This is a genomic window from Chryseobacterium sp. NG-CE01, assembly GCF_055695505.1.
This window is the reverse complement of record NZ_CM146369.1, coordinates 3,279,268-3,303,360: the sequence shown is the minus strand read 5'-3', so window position 1 is coordinate 3,303,360 and position 24,093 is coordinate 3,279,268. Positions and strand designations below refer to the sequence as shown.

16 protein-coding genes are annotated in these 24,093 nt (G+C 37.6%); 11 read left to right on the top strand and 5 right to left on the bottom strand.

Going from position 1 to position 24,093, the window contains the following annotated elements:
- Positions 1-67: 67 nt before the first annotated feature.
- On the bottom strand, positions 68-859 hold the full coding sequence (locus ACYT6F_RS15375; RefSeq protein WP_472598510.1) for an NUDIX hydrolase: 792 nt from the start codon (positions 857-859) through the stop codon (positions 68-70).
- 23 nt (positions 860-882) lie between these two features.
- Positions 883-2,070 (bottom strand): MFS transporter, encoded by a 1,188-nt coding sequence (locus ACYT6F_RS15370; RefSeq protein WP_472598509.1) that lies wholly within the window; start codon positions 2,068-2,070, stop codon positions 883-885.
- A gap of 177 nt (positions 2,071-2,247) precedes the next feature.
- On the opposite strand from ACYT6F_RS15370, the gene ACYT6F_RS15365 reads away from it, so the two are divergent.
- The 7 genes from ACYT6F_RS15365 (at position 2,248) to ACYT6F_RS15335 (ending at position 13,818) form a co-directional block, all read left to right on the top strand.
- A complete protein-coding gene (locus ACYT6F_RS15365; protein ID WP_472598508.1) occupies positions 2,248-5,157 on the top strand; it encodes a SusC/RagA family TonB-linked outer membrane protein in 2,910 nt (969 codons plus the stop codon).
- Between the two features lie 10 nt (positions 5,158-5,167).
- Entirely contained in the window at positions 5,168-6,709 is a 1,542-nt protein-coding gene (locus ACYT6F_RS15360) for a RagB/SusD family nutrient uptake outer membrane protein (RefSeq protein ID WP_472598507.1), read from the top strand.
- A gap of 10 nt (positions 6,710-6,719) precedes the next feature.
- Positions 6,720-7,580 carry a hypothetical protein gene (locus ACYT6F_RS15355; RefSeq protein WP_472598506.1) on the top strand — a complete coding sequence of 287 codons (861 nt, stop codon included), beginning with the start codon at positions 6,720-6,722 and terminating at the stop codon, positions 7,578-7,580.
- Between the two features lie 18 nt (positions 7,581-7,598).
- On the top strand, positions 7,599-9,071 hold the full coding sequence (locus tag ACYT6F_RS15350) for a glycoside hydrolase family 30 protein (RefSeq protein ID WP_472598505.1): 1,473 nt from the start codon (positions 7,599-7,601) through the stop codon (positions 9,069-9,071).
- Between the two features lie 148 nt (positions 9,072-9,219).
- Complete coding sequence (gene bglX, locus ACYT6F_RS15345) at positions 9,220-11,442, top strand: beta-glucosidase BglX (RefSeq protein ID WP_472598504.1); 2,223 nt, start codon at positions 9,220-9,222, stop codon at positions 11,440-11,442.
- 82 nt (positions 11,443-11,524) lie between these two features.
- Complete coding sequence (locus ACYT6F_RS15340; protein ID WP_472598503.1) at positions 11,525-12,331, top strand: glycoside hydrolase family 16 protein; 807 nt, start codon at positions 11,525-11,527, stop codon at positions 12,329-12,331.
- A gap of 47 nt (positions 12,332-12,378) precedes the next feature.
- Complete coding sequence (locus tag ACYT6F_RS15335) at positions 12,379-13,818, top strand: glycoside hydrolase family 30 protein (protein WP_472598502.1); 1,440 nt, start codon at positions 12,379-12,381, stop codon at positions 13,816-13,818.
- A gap of 124 nt (positions 13,819-13,942) precedes the next feature.
- Here the strand turns inward: ACYT6F_RS15335 and ACYT6F_RS15330 are convergent, their stop codons facing one another.
- Positions 13,943-14,758, bottom strand: a complete 816-nt coding sequence (locus ACYT6F_RS15330; RefSeq protein ID WP_472598501.1) for an enoyl-ACP reductase FabI — start codon at positions 14,756-14,758, stop codon at positions 13,943-13,945.
- Between the two features lie 116 nt (positions 14,759-14,874).
- The gene (locus ACYT6F_RS15325; RefSeq protein WP_472598500.1) at positions 14,875-15,174 is read right to left on the bottom strand and encodes a hypothetical protein; all 300 of its coding nucleotides are present in this window, start codon (positions 15,172-15,174) and stop codon (positions 14,875-14,877) included.
- 169 nt (positions 15,175-15,343) lie between these two features.
- On the opposite strand from ACYT6F_RS15325, the gene ACYT6F_RS15320 reads away from it, so the two are divergent.
- Complete coding sequence (locus ACYT6F_RS15320; RefSeq protein WP_472598499.1) at positions 15,344-16,498, top strand: hypothetical protein; 1,155 nt, start codon at positions 15,344-15,346, stop codon at positions 16,496-16,498.
- 88 nt (positions 16,499-16,586) lie between these two features.
- Here ACYT6F_RS15320 and ACYT6F_RS15315 read toward each other — a convergent pair whose 3' ends face one another.
- On the bottom strand, positions 16,587-17,441 hold the full coding sequence (locus ACYT6F_RS15315; RefSeq protein WP_472598498.1) for a nucleoside phosphorylase: 855 nt from the start codon (positions 17,439-17,441) through the stop codon (positions 16,587-16,589).
- A gap of 227 nt (positions 17,442-17,668) precedes the next feature.
- Here ACYT6F_RS15315 and ACYT6F_RS15310 point away from each other — a divergent pair, with 227 nt between their 5' ends.
- The 3 genes from ACYT6F_RS15310 (at position 17,669) to ACYT6F_RS15300 (ending at position 23,837) form a co-directional block, all read left to right on the top strand.
- Positions 17,669-19,504 carry a cytochrome-c peroxidase gene (locus ACYT6F_RS15310; protein ID WP_472598497.1) on the top strand — a complete coding sequence of 612 codons (1,836 nt, stop codon included), beginning with the start codon at positions 17,669-17,671 and terminating at the stop codon, positions 19,502-19,504.
- Between the two features lie 1,228 nt (positions 19,505-20,732).
- A complete protein-coding gene (locus ACYT6F_RS15305; RefSeq protein ID WP_472598496.1) occupies positions 20,733-22,877 on the top strand; it encodes an alkaline phosphatase PhoX in 2,145 nt (714 codons plus the stop codon).
- 60 nt (positions 22,878-22,937) lie between these two features.
- On the top strand, positions 22,938-23,837 hold the full coding sequence (locus tag ACYT6F_RS15300) for a leucine-rich repeat domain-containing protein (RefSeq protein ID WP_472598495.1): 900 nt from the start codon (positions 22,938-22,940) through the stop codon (positions 23,835-23,837).
- Positions 23,838-24,093 lie beyond the last annotated feature (256 nt).

Here is a 24,093-nt window from a genome sequence, read left to right as displayed (position 1 = left end):
TTTGAATGTCTTTTTATGTGTTGATTTTTAACCGCTTATGGTGTTATTACAGACCGAAAGCAATAAATCAGTTTTCCTCTTCTTCGTTGGAAATAGGGTAGTGATTGGTAGGATTGTAAATTCTGTTTTTAAATTTGTATAAATACGGCGCTTTATTGGCAGATCCGTCATACAGTTTTTCAAGCCTGTCTAAAATATTTAAGCTTAATATTTTGCGCTGGAAATTATTTCTTCTGAATTTCTGTCCTAAAATAGTCTCGTAAAGACACTGAAGATCTTTCATGGTAAATTTTTCGGGAAGAAGATTACTTGCTGCGACTTCAGTATTGATATTCATTCTCAGATATTCCAGTCCGGTTTCAATGATTCTGTCATGATCAAAGGCCATTTTAGGTAACTTGCTGACTTCAAACCACTCACAGGTTTCATTGAAAGCATCGGGAAAAGTATTGGCAATGGAAAAATCAATGAGACTGCAATAGCCTACGGTGATAAATCTCTGGAAGATCCAGTGGTCTTTCGGCACTTCGATACCCTTGTTTTGCAGTAGGATCTGATGAACATTATTCTCCGTCCTGTCGATTCTTCCAAATGTATGAAATTGTTTGAGGAAAATGTCCTTGAGGTGGGTTCTCTCGTATAAAACGCGTTCTGCAGCTTCGCGAAGATCTTCATCATTGAATACGAAACCTCCCGGAAGTGACCACAAATCCAGATCATGATACTTTAAAAGTAAAACTTTCAGGATGTTATTATGAAAACCGAATATGGTGCAGTCAACAGATACGTGTGCTACAAAATCTTTTGTATCAATAAGTTCCTGGAGTGTCTCCTTATTTTTTTCGGTATTAATTTTCATGGCAGTAAAAATAAAATTATTTTCTAAATTTTTTCATCTGCAAATCTAAAATAAATAAAACTAATTGTAAATATCACAATTACAGCAGATAAGATATACAACGGATAGTAAGTAAGCATCTCATTTCCAAATAAAACAGCCATGATGATGGAACTTACGGAACTTCCTAATGACGAAAAAATAACAATAAGCGAGGTGAAAAGGTTTGCTTTTGCCGTATCTATCCGGGCGATCATCTTTGAATTGATAACAGGGTAGAGCGGCGAGAGAAATAAACCTATCACGGGAAATAAAAACAGTAAAGTCCTGGAATCTTCGGTATCAAAAAACTGTATTCCGATGATGATTATCAGCACCATAACAATCAGCGAGACACACAGAATATAATATTTTGATAATGAAAACCGGTGGATGATATTCGCTGTAATCGTTCTGCCAATGTATGAAAACAATGCCAGAAACGAAGATGCCTGAAGGGCAAAAAATGAGTTAACTTTCAAATGTTTCTTGTAAAAAGAAGGGAGCCACGAATTAAAACTCTGTTCAAGAAATACAATAGAGAAGATAACTGCTAAAAAAAGGATTAATAGGGGATTAAATAGCGTTGAAAGATCTTTTATGATATTTTCCTTCTCTGTTTTTTTCGGTTCTGAGACAGGAAGTTTTAGAAATAAAAAGATGGTAATGGCACACAATACGGAAACCGATATAAACCCGAATTTCCAGAACTGTGAATACTGGCTGGAGATCAGCCATCCGAATCCGGTATTCACCACGAAAATTCCTATCATAAAAGATGCTTCTACACTGTTCATGGTCTTTGCAAGGCCTTTTTCGTCAGATATATTGTTCCGGATAATCCCAAATACACATATTTTGCCTATCGCAAAACACGTCCCGATAATGGCAAACCATAAACGGTAAAACCAGAATACTTCTACAAAGGGTAATATAAGTGAGCAGATCCCAACAATTGTTAAAGCCAGAACCAATGATTTTTTTGTTCCGAATCTGCTGATAAAATTCACTGCAAAAAGTGAAATAAATGCAATCGGAAGATCTTTGAACGACTCCAGAAAACCCAGCTTCTCGTAAGTGACTTTTGCCTCGGAAAGCTGAAGGATAACGATCCCCATACAATTCAGCACCATTGAAAAAATAAGAAATGTAAGTCGCAGCGGAAGTGAAATTTTTGAAAGTTTGGTCGTCATTTTGGGGAATCTTATCATTAAAATTTAAGAGAAATTAGCGGTTTTAAAGATAAAAATTATGCCTTTAAACCCCCAAAAATAAACGAAAAATTAAAATAATTATTAATAAAATGTTAAATAAAAGAAAAAAAATATATTTTTATTGTCTCAATTTGAGAATTAAAAAACTAACTGTATATGAATGTAAGAATATCTAGAAGTTTGGGAATGGTTGCAGTGCTCTATTTCACTGCCAACTTCAATGCCCAGAACACACAGAATGACACCCTCCCGAAAGAGCAAAAAATCGAGGAGGTGGTAATGATTGGTTATGGTACTCAGAAGAAGAGTAATGTCACCGGTGCTATTTCAAGTATTAAAGCTTCCGATTTGGAAGATATTCCTGCGGGAAGACCTGAGCAGGTTCTGCAAGGTAGAGCAGCAGGAGTTTCAGTAATCTCGAATTCCGGACAGCCTGGATCAAAAGCAACAGTGAGGGTTCGTGGTATTACGAGTTTTGGAGCCGGTAGTAATGATCCTCTTTGGGTGGTAGACGGAATTGTTGTGGACAATATCGAATGGCTGAACCAGGCTGACATCGAAAATATGGAAATTCTAAAAGATGGCGCTTCTGCTGCTATTTATGGTGTATCCGCCGCCAAAGGTGTAATTTTGATTACAACAAAAAAGGGTTCTAAAGGAAAATTAAATCTTAACTATAATGGTTTTTTTGGTGCTGCGTCTGCTGCTAGGAAACTAGATCTTCTGAATGCAACGCAATATGCAACTATTATTAACGAGGCATATGTAAACGATGGAGGTTCACCGCTTTTCTCAAATGTTTCGGGTTTAGGTACAGGAACAGATTGGCAAAAGTCGATTTTTAATAGTGCTCAAAGACAATCTCACGAATTCAGTATTAGCGGAGGCAGTGATAAATCTACATTCTTCACATCATTTGGGTATTATGATCAGGAAGGTATTGTATTAAGAGATATCTCAAATTATAAAAGAATTAATGCAAGATTTAATTCAACTCATAAAGTTTTTGATTTCCTTACAATCGGTCAAACATTTGCGTATACACATAAAAAATCATCAGGAATCAATGAAAACGGTGAATTTGGTGGGCCTTTGAGTTCTGCAATTAATCTGGATCCTGTAACTCCCATTCTTGTAAATAGCATATCGCAGCAGCCTTTCCCCGGAGATTATACAAACCAGTATATCGTTAGAGATCCTAATACAGGACTGCCTTTCGGAATTTCGCACTATGTAAATCAGGAAATGTCAAACCCATTGGCTTTTCAACAAACGCAACTGGGCAGGTATAACTGGGGAGATGATTTTGTTGGTAATGTTTTTGCTGATTTGAAGTTTTTAGATCATTTTAACTTTAAAACAACGGCCAATGGAAAACTATCTTATTGGGGACAACAAGGTTTTACACCACTATTTTATTTAAGCCCTTCTTATAAAAACGATACTTTCAACAGCTTATTCAGACAGAATGAAAAGAAATTTGAATGGAGTACGGAAAATACGTTGACTTATCAAAATAAATTCGGAGGCCACAATCTGAGTGTATTATTGGGACAAGGATATTATGAGTACAATATTTCTTCCGGACAAAATGTTACATATACCAATCTGCCTGTAAATAATTGGCAAGATGCCTCATTTAACTTTGACATTCCGCAGAGTGACAGAAGTACAGCCGCTTGGGATGGTAAAGAAACACACAAGACTTCTTACTTTGCAAGAGTAGTTTACGATTATGAAAACAAATATCTTTTCACCGGAACAATGCGTAGAGACGGATCTTCAAAATTTGCTAAAGCTCACCATTGGGGTAATTTCCCGGCTTTCTCTTTAGGTTGGAATATCTCTAATGAAAACTTTTGGCCACAAAACAATATTGTAAACAGTTTAAAACTGAGAGGAGGTTATGGAGTTTTAGGAAATGATGCAATTGATGATTTTCAATTTGCTAACTTCTTAGTTCCGGGAAGTAATTATTCATTTGGTGATAATATCATTAGAATCGGATATGCTCCAAGTACTCTGGAAAACCCTGACCTGAAATGGGAAAGAACATCTCAGCTAAATATTGCAGCAGACCTTAAACTATTCAAAAACTTTGATTTGACCGTAGATGTTTATAGAAAGAAAACATCTGATATTTTAAGAAGAATCAATATTCCTGGATATCTTGGATTAATAAATAATCCATGGAGAAATATCGGAGATATGAATAATGATGGAATTGAAGTTAGCTTAGGATACAAGAAAAACTTTGGTGATTTTGGAATTTCTGCTAATGGAAACTTCGGATATTTAAAAAATGAAATTACTAGACTTGAAGATAACAAAGTCTATGAAAACTTTGCATCATTTCAGTCAATGGGTAATGTATCAAGACTTCAGGTCGGCAGCCCTTACGGATCTTTTTTTGGATTTCAAAATTTAGGAATTTTCCAAAATCAAACAGAAATTGACGCTTACAGAAATTCAAACGGAGCGTTGATACAACCCAATGCTAAACCAGGTGATTTTAAAAGACTTGATGCAAACGGAGATGGAAAAATTGACGAAAACGACTACGTATATTTGGGCAACTCTGTTCCAAAATATACCTTCGGATTTACCTTAAACTTAAATTATAAGAATTTTGATGTAATGGTATTTGCTCAAGGTCAGGCAGGAAACAAAATTTTCCAGGGGCTTAGAAGGCTTGATATTGCGAATGCAAATTATCAGACGGCTATACTTGACCGATGGGTAGGTGAGGGAACATCTGACTCTACACCACGAGTTACTGTGGCAGATCCTAACCAAAACTTTACAAGAATGTCCGATTATTATTTACAGGACGGAAGTTATCTGCGTTTAAAACTTGTTTCATTAGGATATACATTGCCTAAAGATATTACTAAAGCATTTGGAGCAAATAAAGTAAGGTTTTATATAACAGGAGAAAACTTGGTAACATTTACAAAATATACTGGTTTTGATCCTGAAATTGCAGGAGGCGATACATTTGGTATTGACCGAGCATATTATCCGCAGGCGAGAACTTTCCTTTTTGGTGCTAATGTTCAATTTTAATTAAAAAAAAATGAAAAATAAAAGATTTATATATAAAAATGTTGCTGTTTTATTATTAGCAGGAATCAGCTTTGGATCTGTTTCTTGTAATAATAGCAACTTAGAGGATGTGCAAAACACAGGAACTTTCGATACTGAAAATTTCTTTAAAAATGAAGAACAATCGTATGCAGGATTAGTTGCTACATATGACCTTTTAAGAAAATATTCCGGAGGATTTGAAAATATGGTAACATTCTTCAATGCTGCTTCCGACGATTGTTATTCAGGTGGAGGAAGTTCTACTGACGGCACCGGTATCCAAGGATTTGCTAATTATAGTATAAACCCGATCACTATGCCTGCAAGTTATTGGAGAGATTATTATCAGGGAATTGCTCGGGCTAATCTTTTATTGGAAAGAATCCCTAACGCAAGCATGAATGATAATACAAGAAAAATGTTCATTGCAGAAGCTAAAACTTTAAGAGCACTATATTATTTTGAGTTGGTAAGAATGTTCGGAAATGTTCCGTTGATTTTAAAACCCGTAAAATATAATGATGACTATTATAACATTCCGCAAGCTACAAAAACGGAAGTATACACTCAGATTGAGACAGACTTATTGGCCGCAATTAATGACCTTCCTGCTGTACAATCTCAAAAAGGCCGGATTTCACAAGGTACAGCCCGTGCGATATTAGGTAAAATTTACTTATATGATAAAAAATATAGCGATGCGGCGGCGCAATTTAGGTTCGTTAATGGTGAAACTCCCGGCGGCGCAGCAAGTCAATATGGTTATTCATTGGTTTCACTGTATAGTAAGCTTTGGGAAATTGATAATAAATTTACTTCAGAGTCAATCCTGGAAGTAATGAGTACGAACAAAGGAAATTCAGACTGGGGTTTTTGGGGAACAGGAAAAGATGAAGGAAACTCTATATGTGTAATGACCGCAATCAGGTCATACAGTTTGAAGCCGCTTGATCCTCCTGCTGTAAATGACGCCCCAAAAATTTACTCCGGCTGGTCGTTCAATCCTATTACAGAAAGTTTATTTGCTTTTATGCAAAATGACCCTCGCATGAACGCTACTATATTTAATGCTAAGCAATTGGTGCAAGAGGGTAAAATTACTTACTCTGCTGCTTATAAAGATACGGGTTACTTTTTAAATAAATTTTTACCACGCACTACAGATGTTTCCACCCTTCCGGGAGCTTCAGAATTGAATTTCCGTCAAAATTATATAGCAATACGTTTGGCAGATACTTATTTAATGGAAGCCGAAGCATTAGGAGGAACAGGAGCAAGAGCACAGGCTTTATTAGACGCAGTAAGAGCAAGAGTAGGGCTTACTTCTGTTCCTGTATCTATGCAGGCCATTAAAAATGAAAGAAGAAGAGAATTAGCAGGCGAAGGTCACAGATGGTTTGACTTGGTGCGATGGGGTGACGCTCCTGCAGTATTAGGATCACGAGGATTTACAGCAGGTAAGAACGAAATTTTGCCGATTCCTTTCAACGAACTTACAAATACACAGCTAAAACAAAACCCTGGATACTAAAAATCTAAATATGATAACTAAATATATCAATAAAAGCTTTCTCGTAGCTTCTGCTGCTCTTCTCATGGTGAATTGTACTCCTGATTCGGTGGACGAAGGAAATGGATTGGTACAGCCTCCAGTCGACGCTCAGTTTACAATTACTAAAACCAGTGAAAATCACTATCATTTAAAAAGAGTGAATGACAATAATGTTGGTTTTATCAATTCTCAATGGAATATTGATGGTGATGGATTCACAAACGGTAAAAACGAAATGGATATTTTCCTTCCTGATGCCGGAACTTATGTAATTCAGCATAGTGCTGTCGGTATTGGAGGGCAGTCAGGCGGTATGACAAGTCAAACTATTGTTGTTCCTACTTCAGATCCTGTTGCAGGAAATATCATTCAGGGAGGAAGGTTTGATACTCCTGATGAAGTCGCCAAATGGACTATTTTTCCGATAAGTTCCACGGGTGCACAATGGGTCTTTGCAAACGGTAAAGCTACAATTGTTGCGTCCAATGGTAATCAGCAGGCTTTTTATCAGGCTGTAAATGTTGTAGCCGGACAAAAGTATGCTATAGATATGGTGGCATCATCTGCAACAGGCCTAGCGGATACCTGGTTTGAAGTTTATATGTTAAATAGCTTACCGGCACCGGGAAATGATCTAAGTGGTACTGTTTACAGAAATATTAATACATGGGACGGTTGTGGTAAAACAGCATTTGGAGGGAAAGTTTCCGCAATAGGTTGTAATGCTGGTAAAAACAGTGGCATTTATACGGCAACAGCTACCGGAACCGTCTATTTAGTAATTAAATGTGGCGGGAAAACAGTCAACAGTCTGAGTGTTGATAAAGTTGAAATAAGAAAAACTACTTAATCAGCTTAAATCAAATTAATGAAATTACAATACTCACAATATTCATATAGTTTCTTTAGAAGTGCTGCACTTTGCGGTGTAGCGCTTCTTTCTTTTTTAAACTGCAGCAGCACCTCGTCAGATCTGGCAAACAATAATGACAATTCAGGAAATAATGGAGGCGGAGCCTCAGGTGACCCTGTACAGGTTTGGCTTACAAAAGGAGACCAGTCAGTAAAATTACAACAGCAGAATACCGCGTATTTCTCAGGGAATCAGGCGTCAGGAACCACCATTGCCGTTGATGCTTCACAGGTATTTCAGACGGTTGACGGCTTCGGATATACCTTGACAGGCGGTAGTGTGCAGGTCATCAATCAGTTGAATGCTGCTAAAAAACAGGAGCTCCTGAACGATTTATTCAGCAGTTCAGGGATCGGAGTAAGCTATTTAAGAATCAGCATTGGAGCTTCCGACCTTAACAGTGAAGTTTTCTCCTACGATGATATGCCGGCAGGACAGACAGATCCTACATTGGCACAATTTAGCCTTACGAAAGATCAGGCATTAATTCAAATGTTAAAAGATATTCTGAACATTAATCCGAATATTAAAATATTGGCTACCCCGTGGTCGCCACCGGTTTGGATGAAGGACAACGGAAGCAGTATCGGAGGAAGCCTAAAACCTGAATTCTATGGTGTTTATGCACAATATTTCGTAAAATACATTCAGGCAATGCAGGCTCAGGGAATCAGGATCGATTCCATAACGCCTCAGAACGAACCGTTACACCCCGGTAATAACCCGAGCATGTATATGACAGCCGGAAATCAGGCAACATTCATTAAAAATAATTTGGGACCGGCTTTTCAGGCTGCAAATATTACAACAAAGATCATCGCGTACGATCACAACTGTGACAATCCGGCGTATCCTTTGGCAATATTGAATGATACTGCCGCAAATCCTTATGTTGACGGATCCGCATTCCACCTCTATGCAGGAGATATTTCTGCTCTTGGAACCGTGCATAACTTATTCCCTAACAAAAACGTCTATTTTACCGAGCAGTGGACAAGCTCTACAGGGAATTTTGGCGGAGATCTGGATTGGCACACGAAAAATATTATTATCGGTTCTATGAGAAACTGGAGTAAAACAGCCTTAGAATGGAATGTAGCCAATGATGCGTCATTTGGTCCTCATACACCGGGTGGTTGTACCCAATGTAAAGGTGCGGTTACCATTACCGGATCTGCAGGATATGATAAAAATGTTGCGTATTATATTATTGCGCATGCATCGAAATTCGTTCCGGTAAACTCTCAGAGAATTGAATCAACACAAGCTGATAACCTTTCAACCGTAGCTTTCAAAACTCCGGCAGGAAAAACTGTTCTCATCGTTCAGAATGGCAATTCAACGGATAAAGCGTTTAATATTAAATATAATCAAAAAACGGCTCCCGTTACCATTTCGGGAAGTTCAACGGCAACGTATATTTTTTAAGTTTTATATGATTATCTGAAATTGGTGAAGGATAAAAAAACATATTCTTTGTTAAGTTGGATGCTTTTACGAACTTTAAAAAATTGATTGAAAAATTCTTAGTTTAAACAAAAACAGCAAACAATAGATAATCAAAAATAAATTATAAATGAAAAGAGTTTATTTCTTATTGGCAATTACAGCCTTTGGAATCAATGCATTCGGGCAAAAGACCATTGATCAGAAAGTTTCTGAACTGTTGTCTAAAATGACGTTGGAAGAAAAAGTAGGGCAGCTGGTTCAATACAGTGGTTTTGAATATGCAACAGGCCCTCAGAGTTCCAATTCTGCAAGTGTTTTAAACGAAATAAAACAAGGAAAGGTTGGTTCTATGCTCAATGTAGCGGGAGCCGGAGAAACCAGGAAATTCCAGGAATTGGCTTTACAGTCAAGATTAAGAATTCCTTTATTATTCGGACAGGATGTGATCCACGGATATAGAACAACATTTCCGGTGAATTTAGGTCAGGCAGCAAGCTGGGATCTGGGATTAATCGAAAAATCAGAAAGAATTGCAGCTACCGAAGCCTCCGCTTACGGAATCCACTGGACGTTCGCACCGATGGTAGACGTTGCCAGAGATCCGAGATGGGGAAGGGTAATGGAAGGCTCCGGTGAAGATACTTATCTGGGAACTCAGATCGGACTTGCAAGAATCCGTGGTTTTCAGGGAAAAGGACTTGGGAATCTGAATGCGATCATGGCCTGTGCAAAACATTTTGCGGCGTACGGAGCGGCAGTGGGCGGAAGAGATTATAATTCGGTAGATATGAGCTTGAGACAGCTGAACGAAACGTATTTACCTCCTTTCAAGGCTGCAGCAGAAGCCGGGGTTGCCACATTTATGAACTCTTTCAATGATATTAACGGAATTCCGGCTACGGCTAACAAATATATTCTGAGAGATTTGCTGAAAGGAAAATGGAACTTCAAAGGCTTTGTCGTTTCGGATTGGGGAAGCATCGGCGAGATGGTTCCTCATGGTTATGCCAAAGACAATAAAGAAGCTGCGGAAAAAGCTATTCTTGCAGGAAGCGATATGGATATGGAAAGCCGTGCTTACATGGCGGAACTTCCAAAACTAGTTCAGGAAGGGAAGGTAGATCCGAAGTTTATTGATGATGCCGCGAGAAGGATTTTGGTTAAAAAATTCGAGATGGGATTATTTGATGATCCTTATCGTTTCAGCAACGAAAAAAGACAAAAGGAGCAGACGAATAATCAGGAAAACAGAAAGTTCGGAAGAGAATTTGGTTCGAAAAGTATTGTCTTACTGAAAAATGATAAAAATATTCTTCCATTATCGAGATCAACAAAAACCATTGCTTTAATCGGACCTTTCGGAAAAGAAACTTCCGCCAACCACGGATTCTGGTCGGTTGCGTTTAAGGATGACAGCCAAAGAATTATAACACAGTTTGATGGGATTAAAAACCAGCTGGATAAAAATTCAACCTTATTATATGCAAAAGGAGCCAATGCTGATGGTCAGGACAGATCGATGTTTGCAGAAGCAGTGGAAACGGCAAAGAAAGCAGATGTTGTGATTATGACATTGGGTGAAGGGCATGCGATGAGCGGTGAAGCTAAAAGCCGCAGTAACCTTCATTTTTCAGGCGTGCAGGAGGAACTTTTAAAAGAAGTTGCAAAAACGGGAAAACCGATTGTTTTGATGATCAACGCAGGAAGGCCTTTGGTCTTCGACTGGGCAGCAGACAATATTCCGGCAATCATGTACACCTGGTGGTTGGGAACGGAAGCCGGCAATTCTATTGCAGACGTGCTTTTCGGAACGGTAAATCCCGGAGGAAAACTTCCGATGACTTTCCCAAGAACAGAAGGACAGATTCCTGTGTATTATAATCATTATAACACCGGAAGACCTGCAAAAAACAATACCGACAGAAATTATGTTTCGGCGTACATTGATCTTGATAATGATCCGAAATTTCCATTTGGTTATGGTTTGAGTTATACTCAGTTTAAATATGCTGATATGAATTTAAGTTCTGCAAACCTTAAAGGAAATCAGACTTTAAAAATCAGTATCAACATTACCAACAGCGGAAATTATGATGGGGAAGAGGTTGTACAGCTTTACATCAGAGATTTATTCGGAAAAGTGGTACGGCCGGTGAAAGAACTGAAAGGCTTCCAAAAAGTCTTTATTAAAAAAGGAGAGACCAAAACCGTCAGCTTTACTTTGACTCCGGAAGATCTTAAATTCTATGATGATGAATTAAATTTTGACTGGGAAGGCGGTGAATTTGACATCATGGTGGGAACAAATTCACGGGATGTTCAGACAAAAACAATTAGTTGGTTAAAATAATAATAGTTTACTTTTACTAAGAGCGGGATGAAACCCGCTTTTAGTGGTAAAAGGCTACAATATTTTAGCAAAACCTTATACTATGAAAATCACATTTCAATATATATTTAATTTCATTATCGGGGGAACGCTTGCTGTTTCTGTGATTAATTGTACGGCCAACAAATATCCCGGTAAAAAGTTGGTTTGGTCGGATGAATTTAATTATAAAGGTTTGCCGGATTCCACCAAATGGAATTATGATGTTGGAGGACACGGTTTCGGAAACGAAGAATCCCAGTTTTATACCAAAAACAGGCTGGAAAATGCAAGGGTAGAAAAAGGAAATCTCATCATTGAAGCTAAAAAAGAAAATTGGGAAGAAAGCAAATATACCTCTGCAAGACTTCTTACAAAAGGAAAGTTCTCATTTGAATACGGAACCGTTGAAGTAAGGGCAAAGCTTCCGAAAGGCCGCGGCACTTGGCCTGCGATCTGGATGATGAGCGAAAAAATGAAAACCTGGCCTGACGACGGTGAGCTGGATATTATGGAGCATGTAGGATATAATCAGGGATTTATCCATGCATCGGCACACACCAAAAATTACAATCATAAGATCAATACTCAGAAAACTGATACGATATTCGTAAAAGACGCCAGTGAAAAATTTCATGTTTATAAAGCAAACTGGACCCCGGAAAAAATTGAAGTGTATGTAGATGACAAAAAGTTTTTCACCTACGAAAACAAAGAAAAAACATACGGCGCATGGCCTTTCGACCAGCCTTATTTTCTGATTCTGAATGTTGCGGTAGGAGGATTTTGGGGCGGATTAAAAGGAATTGATGATACTGTTTTTCCGCAGAAATTTGAGATTGATTACGTAAGGGTGTATCAGGATAAATAAGTTTTCAAAACTGTAAAGTTTTAAAATAGAAAAAAGAAGAAGAATAAATGAAAAAGCTAATTGTAAGTTGTTTTGTGATAGGAGTTGCTTGTAATGCAAATGCACAAAATTACTGGAAAAAGAATGCGGGGAAATCAGCAAAAGTTGTTTTTACCAACTCTAAAACCAATGAAAAAATGGTGGATAAGGGAACCGTAAAGTTTGAAAAAATGCCTCAGCCTAAAGAAACGGATGCCTGTATTTTCGTTGATCCGGATTTCAGATATCAGAAATTAATAGGAATCGGAGGAGCCATCACGGATGCATCCGCTGAGACGCTGTACAAGCTTCCAAAGAATAAGCAGAAAGAAATTCTGGAAGCGTATTATGGAAAAAACGGACTTGGCTATACCGTAGTTCGCACCAATATGAATTCATGCGACTTCTCAAGCGATTCTTACACGTATGTGCAGAATAACGACAATACGTTGAAAACTTTTACCGTGGCACATGATGAGAAATTTAAAATTCCGATGATTAAGGAAGCTCAGAAAATGATCGGTAATGATTTTACTTTTTACTTTTCACCCTGGAGTCCGCCGGCGTGGATGAAATCCAACAAAAGTATGCTGAAAGGAGGAAGGCTTGAAAATGCTTTTTACCAGAGCTGGGCAGATTATTATATTAAATTCATCAAAGAATACGAAAAGAGAGGCATCAATGTTTGGGGATTAACGGTGCAGAATGAGCCGATGGCCACGCAGACCTGGGAATCCTGCATTTATACTGCTGAAGAGGAAGGAGAATTCCTTAAAAATAATCTGGGACCAACACTCTGGAAAAACGGCTATAAAGATAAAAAAGTAATGATCTGGGATCATAACCGTGACCTGATCTACCAAAGAGCAACTACAACGCTGAGCGATCCTGAAACTTCAAAATACGCTTCAGGAATCGGATACCACTGGTATGAAACCTGGAATAATAAAACGCAGCTTTTTGATAATCTTTCTGAAACGCAAAGGGCTTTCCCGGATAAGTTTCTGGCCTTTACGGAAGGATGTAAGGAACAGTTTGACATGTCCAAAATCAATGATGTAAAGCTGGGCGAGCTCTACGGAAGAAATATGCTGAACGACTTCAACAAAGGAACCGCTTTATGGACAGACTGGAATGTTCTCCTGGATGAAACAGGCGGTCCGAATCACGTCGGTAATTTCTGCTTTGCCCCCATCATTGCAGATACCAAAACCGGAGAAGTTCATTATACCTACGAATATTATTATATTGGCCATGTTTCTAAATTCATAAAGCCAAATGCGCAGCGCATCGGAACTTCATCGAACCGTGCGGCACTTACTTCCACAACATTTATGAATGAAAACGGACAGCTGGTAACGGTAATCATGAACGACTCCGATACTGATATTGACACTAATCTCTGGATCGAAGGAATGGCGGCGAAGCTTTCTGCTCCGGCACACTCTATACAGACCGTAATTTTGTAAAACTCTTCATATTAACATTATTTTTAAAGTTTCGGCGGCACCTTTGGTGCCGCCGAAACTGTTTTTTGAAACAACAAAAATCCGGAACATTGTTCCGGATTTTTAAAATTATTGTAAACAACAATTACTTGTTTTCGTCATCATATTTATTAATAACTTTCTGCGTTACCCCTGAACTGCTGAAACCACCGTCATGGAAGAGATTCTGCATGGTTACTTTTTTCGTAAGATCAGAGAATAAAGTAACACAGTAGTTGGCACAATCAAGAGCCGTTGCATTTCCAAGAGGAGACATGTCTTCTGCATATCCAAGGAATCCTCCGAAACCTTTCACGCCGCTTCCTGCCGTAGTTGGAGTAGGAGACTGGGAAACAGTATTTACACGAACTTTTCTTTCGCCCCAATAATTTCCGAAAGTTCTGGCGATACTTTCAAGATACGCTTTGTTGTCAGACATATCGTTGTAATCCGGGAAGGTACGCTGAGCCGCAATATAAGAAAGCGCAAGAATGCTTCCCCATTCGTTCATACAGTCTTTTTCCCAAGCCACGCGCATTACTTTATGGAAAGAAACTGCGGATACATCCCAGCCTTTTTCCAACCAGTCATAATTCATTTCCGTATAATGTTTTCCTTTTCTCACGTTTACGGACATGCCGATGGAGTGAAGGATAAAATCGATTTTACCAAATTTTGCAACAGCGGCATCAAAAAGTTTCTCCAAATCTTCAATGGAAGTAGCATCCGCACCTATTACCTCAGATCCTGTTTTTTCAGCCAAAGCATTAAGTTCTCCCATTCTCATGGCGATAGGAGCATTAGACAGGATAAATTCAGCACCTTCTTCATGACACCTTTCTGCAACTTTCCAAGCGATCGATTGTTCATTAAGGGCTCCGAAAATAATCCCCTTTTTGCCTTTAAGTAAACCGTATGACATATTTTTAATGTTTATTAGTTTACAAATGTAGCAATATTTGTGTTTATTACATAATAAAAAACGGAGCCTCCTGTAAAAAGACTCCGTTTTTCTTGAAAATATTTATATGACTGAAATTAATTTGTTTTTTTATTCCATTCTGCTTTTACATCTTCTGCAGCATCTTTGGTTTTCTCCCAGGCATCATCAGCTTTATCTTTTACATTTTCCCACGCATCGGAAACATTATTTTTCGCTCTGTCCAGCCAGTCTTCATGTCTTGCCTCTTCATCATTTGCTCTTTTTTCATTGATATAATCTTTTGCTCTGTCAGCAAGCTCTTCCACTTTCCATTTTGTGTTGTCGGCTGCATTTTTTAAAGAATTTTCAGTGTTATCGACTGCATTTTCGGCTTTGTTGTATTCTGAATTGTTCATAATAAAATATTTTAGTGATACTAAAGATTAAACAATAACCATTCCTAAAATCGTGGTACACTGTTAAAGTTTTCCTAAAAAAAATATCGAAATTGTCTGAAATATTTTCAGTTAGTGATTCATAATTTATGAAGAATATTTATATTTGTGTACATACAAAACACAAAAGATGAGAAAAAACAAATATTTCAGAGTAGTATCTTTTTGTATATTTTTAGTTAAATTCAATTCTAATTATGCACAAGTTGGAATAGGAACGACAACTCCTGCCAGCTGTTCTGTACTCGATATTACCTCAACTAACAAAGGGCTTCTTATACCCAGAATTACATTATTGTCTACAGCAGACGTTACGACAATAGCTTCCCCCGCAGAAGGTTTATTAATATGGAACAATGGTCTTGGCGGTGTTTCTCCTGTGGGATTTTATTTCTGGAGCAATTCAAAGTGGAACCAGATCGCTACCGTTTCTACAGTTCTGCCCAGTTCCGGAAATTGGAGTACAGCAGGTAACAATGCAGGAAATTATGGTGGTGTTGCTACCAATCTTTCGTTTGGAACATCAACTTATGATGATCTCGTTTTTAAAGTAAATTCTTCAAATGCAGGTAAATTAGGGGTAGATGGGTCAATAAGCCTGGGAAATTCCGCCAGTTCAAAATATCAGGCAACAGCTATCGGATATAATGCGGTTGCTGATGGTAACGAATCTGCTGCACTCGGTAAAAATACTTTTTCCGGAGGCTACAGATCTCTGTCTTTAGGCTTCGCAGCACAAACCAGTAGTAATAATGAAACGGCAGTAGGCTATAATTCATTTACGGCAGGACAAAATTCTATGGCTTTAGGTTCCGGAGCATCTGCAACAGGACAAAACTCCACTGCAATAGGGTACAATGCTTCAACGTCTCAATATAATGCAATTGTTTTGGGTGACAGTAACGCGAACGTGGGAATTGGAACAGGCACCCCCAATACTGCGGCAAAACTTGATGTTAATGGCCAATATAAGCTCGGAAATAAAGGAACAGTACAAAAAAATCAGGTCAGTTTTGAAGTATGGCCTCCTGTTTCAATCAATAATCTTCCTCCAGGGAAATCAGCGACGATGGATATCACCATTCCTCCTCTTTTGGTGCTGTCTTCCACAAGAGCAACTATTGTTGTTACTCCGGCAAATGATTTTGCAGGAAACTCTACTTTCTCGATATCAAATCCCAGATTGACCTCAACTTCAAATATTACAATAAATCTTACCAACATAGCAGGTAATGCTGAAAGTTTAAATTCAGCACACTTTTATGTTACAATTAATGAATTTTAGAAAACCTGTCTCACAATGCATGTTTTATTAATAGAAAAAGATTTCAAATGCTGAAATCCTTTCTATTAATATATATTTAGCGGTCGTTTTATTTAATAATCCTTTCCAGAACCCATTCAATAAGGTTTTTCTCAGAAGTATTATGATCTGCTGAAAATTCACCGCGTCTTCTGTTGGCAATAACATTATTTACTGTGATGGCTTTGTGTCCTAATAATTTTGAGAACGCATAGATTGCGGAAGTTTCCATTTCAAAATTGGTGATGCCCAGATCATTCAAAGTTTCAAGGAATAGATCGTCCAGAGCTTTTAGACGAAGCTGTCTTCCCTGCGGAGCATAAAATCCCGGAAAAGTGGCCGTATTTCCGTGATATTTGGCATCTTTATACAATTCGCCCAGTTCTTCCGACCATTCGGAAAAGTAAAGCATGGGTTTTACCTTTTCGTATGGGAATTTTTCATAAAAATTTCTGGAAAATTCATTTTCAAAATGGTAATCCTGGTAGAAATGCATTAATCCATCTAATCCCACCACATTTTGTGTTACCAGCATATTATCTACCTGAACATCCGGGTTTACACTTCCGCAGGTCCCCATTCTGAAAAGCTTCAGCGAAGTATGTTCGGTTTTAAACTCTTTCTGTTTAAGATCGATATTAACCAAAGCATCAAGCTCATTCATCACGATATCAATGTTTTCCGTTCCTATTCCTGTTGACAGTACCGTTATTCTTTCACCGCGCAGCGTTCCGGTATGGGTGTAAAACTCTCTCTTATTTTTACGGATTTCAACCGTGTCAAAATATTTTGAAACCTTGGCAACGCGGTCGGGATCACCCACAAGAATAATTTTTTCAGCAATATCTTCAGGTAAAAGATTAAGGTGGTAGACGCTTCCGTCTTCGTTCAGAACAAGTTCTGAAGCAGCAAGTTTATTGAGCATACTATGTTTTTTTATTTGAATTAAAGTTCTGTATCAATCTTCCCAAATATCCTCTTCATTGTTAAATATCAGTATAGAAACCGACGGTTTAGTTCTGAATGTGATTTCGGGATTTAAAATTAATAAAAATTCTATTATATATTATGTAAACATTATTTAATTCAAATTTAAAGTTGCGGTAACCTGCAAAGCTTTACCTATCGGTAGTTTTGCGGAAAAAAGAATTAATGAAGTTTTATCCTTTGGCTGTTATTTTTGTATTCTTAGGCTTTGCTGTAATGTCCTTCAATCCGTCCCATAAAGGTTTTAAAAATGAAAATTCTGCAGTTTTTGAAGGACTGACGGATTTTAAAACCAGACTCAGTCAATTGAAATCCGATGCTTATGCTTTTTCCGAAGACAAAATAACGGTTGAAGATTTACGTAAGACATTAAAGGAAACAAGAAATTCTTTTAAAGAAATAGAATTTTACGTGGCATATCATTACCCCGAATTTACCAAAACCCATCTTAATGCTGCTCCGTTATTTCATATTGAAGCGGCCGGAACTTCATCTTACACACTTCCTCCCGAAGGACTCCAGGTTCTGGATGAGATGGTATTTTCTGATGAAGTCCAAGAGAAGAAGGAAGAAATCAAAACAATCACCGATTTTCTGTTTAATAGCTATGCAAGTTTCTATTTAAGTTCCATAAAAAACGGCTTAAGCACAGGAAACAATAAAACATTGCCTTTACGGATTGAACTGATCAGAATATACAGCCTGGGCGTAACCGGCTTTGATACACCAGGCTCTTTAAATATTTCAGAAGAAACGCTGCATGCTTTTACCGGAATGAAGAAATACATTCAGGACGATCCTTATTTTAAGAATTACAATACGGAAAAAGCAGACCGGTTATTTTCTGCCGGCATTTCTTATCTTTCAGAAAATAAAGACTTTGAAACGTTTGACAGGATCGAATTTTATAAAAAGTATATTCAACCTTTATACGAAGAACTGGGAACCTGGGACGGAACAACAGATGACCTGAAAGAGTTCTCAGGCTGGAACCCGGCAAGCAGGAATTTTTTCAGCAGCGATTTTCTTGATCCTTATTTCTATACTTTATTAAAAAAAGAGGAAGATAACGAAGCACTAAGAAAGTTGGGAAAACAGATTTTCTACGACCAGAATGTAAGCGGTAACGGCAAAATGAGCTGTGCTACATGTCATCTTCCTGAAAATGCATTCACCGATCTGAAGGCTAAATCTCAAAGTAACGTTGACGGAAAAACAGTGTTGAGAAATTCTCCGACGCTCTATAATGCCGTTTTTGCCAAAAGATTTTTCTATGATCTCAGGGCTTTCTATCTTGAGCAGCAGGCAGAACACGTTATTTATAACAAAGATGAATTCAATACGAGCTATGACAATATCATTAAAAAATTAAATTCAAATCCGGAATACAGAAAAGCTTTTAAAATAGCTTTCAAAAAAGGAAATATCGACCGTGAAAATTTTTCCAAAGCATTGAGTTCTTATGTTGCTTCCCTGTATTCTTACGAAAGTGACTTCGATAAATTTATGAGAAATGAAAAGGAAATTTCTTCCGATGCAAAAAAAGGGTTTAATTTGTTTATCGGAAAAGCAAATTGTGCCACCTGTCATTTTGCCCCGAACTTTTCAGGACTGGTTCCGCCGTTCTTTAATGAAAATGAATCCGAAGTATTGGGAGTAACCGCAAAACCTATCGATCAAAAACCTGTTGAGCTTGATGCCGACAAAGGAAGGATCAACAGTCCGGTGAAAAAAGAAAATTCATGGATTTACGAAAACTCTTTTAAAACCGTAACGGTGAGAAATATTGCCCTTACAAAACCGTACTTTCATAACGGCGCTTTCAACACTCTGGAAGAAGTCCTGGAATTCTATAATGAAGGAGGCGGCGAAGGTTTGGGATTAAAAATGAAAAACCAGACGCTTGCTCCGGATAAATTAAATCTCACGCAAACCGAAATCAAACAGATTATTGCATTTCTTAATTCTTTAACAGACATCAGCAAAACAAAGCTTAAATAAAGCATTCATATTGTTATTCTGTAAGAATCTCAACATAATTTAATTCAAATAAAATCTATTATTTCATAACTTTTGCTGGCTTTTGTCTCCACGCTTAGCTTTAAAAATAAATCTTTGCTTCTTTTGCGGTTAAAAACTTCTCCCGCAGATTTCACGGATTTCGCAGATATTTATTTGGAATAGTAAATTCTTCTGATTATTTCGAAGCATCTAAAATCTATTATTAGAAACTTTTGCTGGCTTTTGTCTCTATGCTTAGCTTTAAAATAAATCTTTTTTGCTTCTTTTACGGTTAAAATTTCTCCCGCAGATTTCACTGATTTCGCAGATTTTTATTTTGGAATATTAAAATTCTTCTGATCATTTCAAAACATCCTATTGTCATTCTGAAACCTTAGTTTCGACATAGTCAAAGAAGCTCTACAAAAGGTGTCAAATAAAATCTATTATTTGATAACTTTTGCTGGCTTTTGTCTCTGTGCTTAGCTTTAAAATAAATCTTTTGTTTCTTTTGCGGTTAAAATTTCTCCCACAGATTTCACGGATTTCGCAGATCTATCACTAAAATAGTGATTGTCCTGACCGTCTTATGGAGCAAATTTGTCATTCTGAAACCTTTAGGATCGACGTAGTCAAAGAAGCTCTACAAAAGTTGTCAATAAAATCTATTATTTGATAACTTTTGCTGGCTTTTGTCTCCACGCTTAGCTTTAAAAATAAATCTTTTTTGCTTCTTTTACGGTTAAAATTTCTCCCGTTGATTTCACTGATTTCGCAGATATTTATTTGGAATAGTAAAATTCTTCTGATTATTTCGAAGCATCTAAAATCTATTATTAGAAACTTTTGCTGGCTTTTTTCTCCACGCTTAGCTTTAAAAATAAATCTTTTACTTCTTTTGCGGTTGAAATTTCTCCCGCTGATTTCACTGATTTCGCAGATATTTATTTGGAATAGTAAATTCTTCTGATTATTTCGAATCATCTAAAATCTATTATTAGAAACTTTTGCTGGCTTTTGTCTCTGTGCTTAGCTTTAAAATAAATCTTTTGTTTCTTTTGCGGTTAAAAAATACACGATGTTATTAATTTAATGTAACATATTCTTAATCTCATTAACATTAAATTTTCCATAAGTTAATATTACTAAATGATTATTTAAACTCCTATTAATAGGCCCTTCACCGCAATAAAATAGATTTGCATTGTCTAATAAATCGAAATTTAAAATGAAAAGAAAACTACTGACAGTTGCAGCTCTTGCAATGGTCTCGGGTACCTTGTTGAATGCCCAGACTTTTATCTTCAACAAAAATTCTTCATGGAAGTATAATGACACCAACACCGCGTTGGCAGACCAGTGGAAAAGTGCAAACTATGATGTTACGGCATGGCCGCAGGGAAATGGTCCGTTAGGGTACGGAGATCCTGTAACCACGCAAACCAACACAGGATTAATCACAGCCTATTTTGCAAAAGATTTCACGGTTAATTTAAATGACCTTTCCACAACGATGGAGCTGGGGGTAATGAGGGACGACGGAATTGTAGTATATCTTAACGGAGAAGAAGTCGTAAGAGACAATATGCCTTCAGGAACAATCGATTTCACTACTTTGTCATCAACAACCATAGATGGAGCTGCAGAAAGCGTATATAATGTATTTTCTATTCCGAAAACTAAATTTGTCAACGGAAACAACAGAATTTCCATCGAATTGCATAACAGGGGAGCATCCAGTTCAGATTTAAGAATTGATGCTTACCTGAAAACAATAACGACAGTAACTCCCGTACCTTGTAATGCCAATCATATCAGCTGCTTTACATCCATCGTTCCGACAGCTCAGACTAATAAATTAATTATTCCGGCTGAACATAAATATCAACTGATCCTGAAAGAAGGAGACAGCTATACAGAAGGAGGAGGTTTAGTAGGAGGCCAAAATGACTTCACTGGTTATGTAGCTAAAAACTCAAGCAGCACGAACGGTTATCTTTCCGTAAACCACGAAACAAATCCGGGAGGTGTTACAATGGCGGAAATCAACTATAACCCGACCACCAAGCTGTGGCAGCTTACAAGATCAAGAGCCGTAAGCTTCTCGGCACCAAGCCTGGTTCAGACGATCAGAAACTGTTCGGGAGGAGTAACACCTTGGGGTACCATCGTCACAGCGGAAGAACAGACTACTTCCAATGACGTCAATGCAGACGGAATGAAAGATTACGGATGGCTGGTAGAAATTGATCCGGTAACGGCTCAGGTAATTTCTCAAAATGCAGATGGTTCCAAAGGAAAGCTTTGGCAGATGGGAATTATGAATCACGAAAACGTAGTGATCAACAATGCGGGAACTGTTGCTTATTATGGTGAAGATGGAGGAACACATATGGTGTACAAATATGTAATGGATACTCCAAATAACCTTTCCTCAGGAAATCTTTATGTATTAAAATTAGACCAGGGATTGAGCGGCGGAGATCCTGTTGCAACAACAGCAACATGGGTTCAGGTGCCTAACAAGACAAAAGCAGATCAGAATAATACGGCTTCTTTGGCTCAGTCTTTGGGAGGAACTTCTTTCAACGGAATTGAAGATGTGGATATCAGTCCGCTGGATGGCAAAATTTATTTTACTGCAAAAGGATTGAACAAAGTATACCGATTAAAAGACGACGGAACAACGGCTTCTCAGGTGGAAACTTTCGTGGGAGGTCTTACGACTAACTATTCTTTCGACACGGCACAGGGAACAAAAACTGAAGCCTGGGGAGACGGAAATGACAACCTTACTTTTGATGAGCTTGGAAACCTTTGGGTGCTGCAGGATGGCGGTAAAAACTACATTTGGGTAGTAGCTCCGGATCATACTCAGGCGAATCCTAAAGTAAAACTGTTTGCCTCTATGCCTGCCGGTTCAGAGCCTACCGGACTTACCTTTACGCCGGATCATAAATTCGGGTTCTTCTCGGTTCAGCATCCGGATTCTACGATCTCTACCGATATTGATGCTACAGGAAACACCATCGATTACAGAGGAAAATCGGCAACAGTAGTGGTTGCTCTTAAAAACAACCTGGGAACAGCGGGATCTTTAGGAACAATAGAAACGCAGCCTGAAAATACAGTAACCGTTGCTCCGAATCCTACTTCAGGTATCGTAAAAATCAATTCTGCAAAAGGATTGAAGAATATCACAGTAACCGCTTACAGCATTGATGGTAAAATCGTATTTACCCAGAAATATTCAGGATTGAATAAGGTCTTAGATTTGGACTTCACCAACCAGCTTAATATTTCAAGAGTTTTAATCCTGAACATCGAAGCAGAAGGAGGATTCCAGCAGACCGTAAAATTGCTGAAAAAATAAATTATTAATATTTTACATAACTGCCGGTAATCCATGGGTTGCCGGTAGTTTTTTTAGTTTATGAAAAAAATATTTTTTTCTGTTTTATTCTTGGTTTGTTTACAGGCACAGGCACAGATCGACCCTGTGAAATATCCTACTTATACCAATGTTGATGATGCGCTGAAAAGTGGAAAAACAGTGTACAGCATGAGTTTCCGGGGAAAAACCATGTTTAATCTTCCGGCTGAAATTCAAAAGCTGAATTCCATATTCTTTCTGAATCTGATGGAAAATAAGTTTGAGAAAATGGATGAATCTATTTTTAAACTGAAAGAACTCACAATTCTGAATCTCAATGAAAACAGCATCAAATATATTCCCGATGAAATTGCAGAGCTTCAGAAACTGGAAAGTTTTTCCATCAATTTAAATAATCTGACCAGTATTAATCCAAATTTAGGAAAGCTTAAAAAATTAAAAAGTATTCATCTCGATGCCAATAATCTGAACGTCTTTCCGGAAGCATTACTGGAAATTCCGGGACTGGAAGAAATTAACCTGCAGGGAAACCAGATCAGCTTTATCGCTAAAGATTTAGATAAAATTAAAAATTTAAGATCATTAAATCTTGCTGCCAATCAGCTCAACGATTTGGGCAAACTGAAATTTCCGAAGCAAATTAAATACCTTGAGTTACAGCAAAATTCCATCAGGAAACTTCCTAACGGTTTATTCAGATCAAAAAATCTCGAGTTTTTGAATGTAAGTCAGAACAATATCCAGGAAATTTCACCCAAAGTAAAAGGACTGAAGAATGTAGTTAGCATGAATCTGGCCAATAATAATCTGAAAGATCTCCCCGCTGAATTTTCAAAGCTAAAAAACCTAAAAACATTAATATTAACCGGAAACCCCATGGATAAATCAACTATTGAAAATCTGAAGAAAATAATGCCGGAAACGCAGATCTATTTTTAACATGTGAGCGATGTAATTGTAATGTGTTTTTTAACGCGATGCACGCAAAGATTTGATTAAAATTATTGCGTATATTTTCGATCGCGAAGGCACTTCGTTCAGCAAATGATAGCAAAATGCTTAAATCAAGTGAAATTAAAGATTCGATATAATCAATGCTGATACGAACGAAAAAAAAAAATCTACATACGATAGTTCTTTTCTTTTATCATTTGCTGAACGAAGTGCCCTTGCGATCAAAATATACCCAACCATT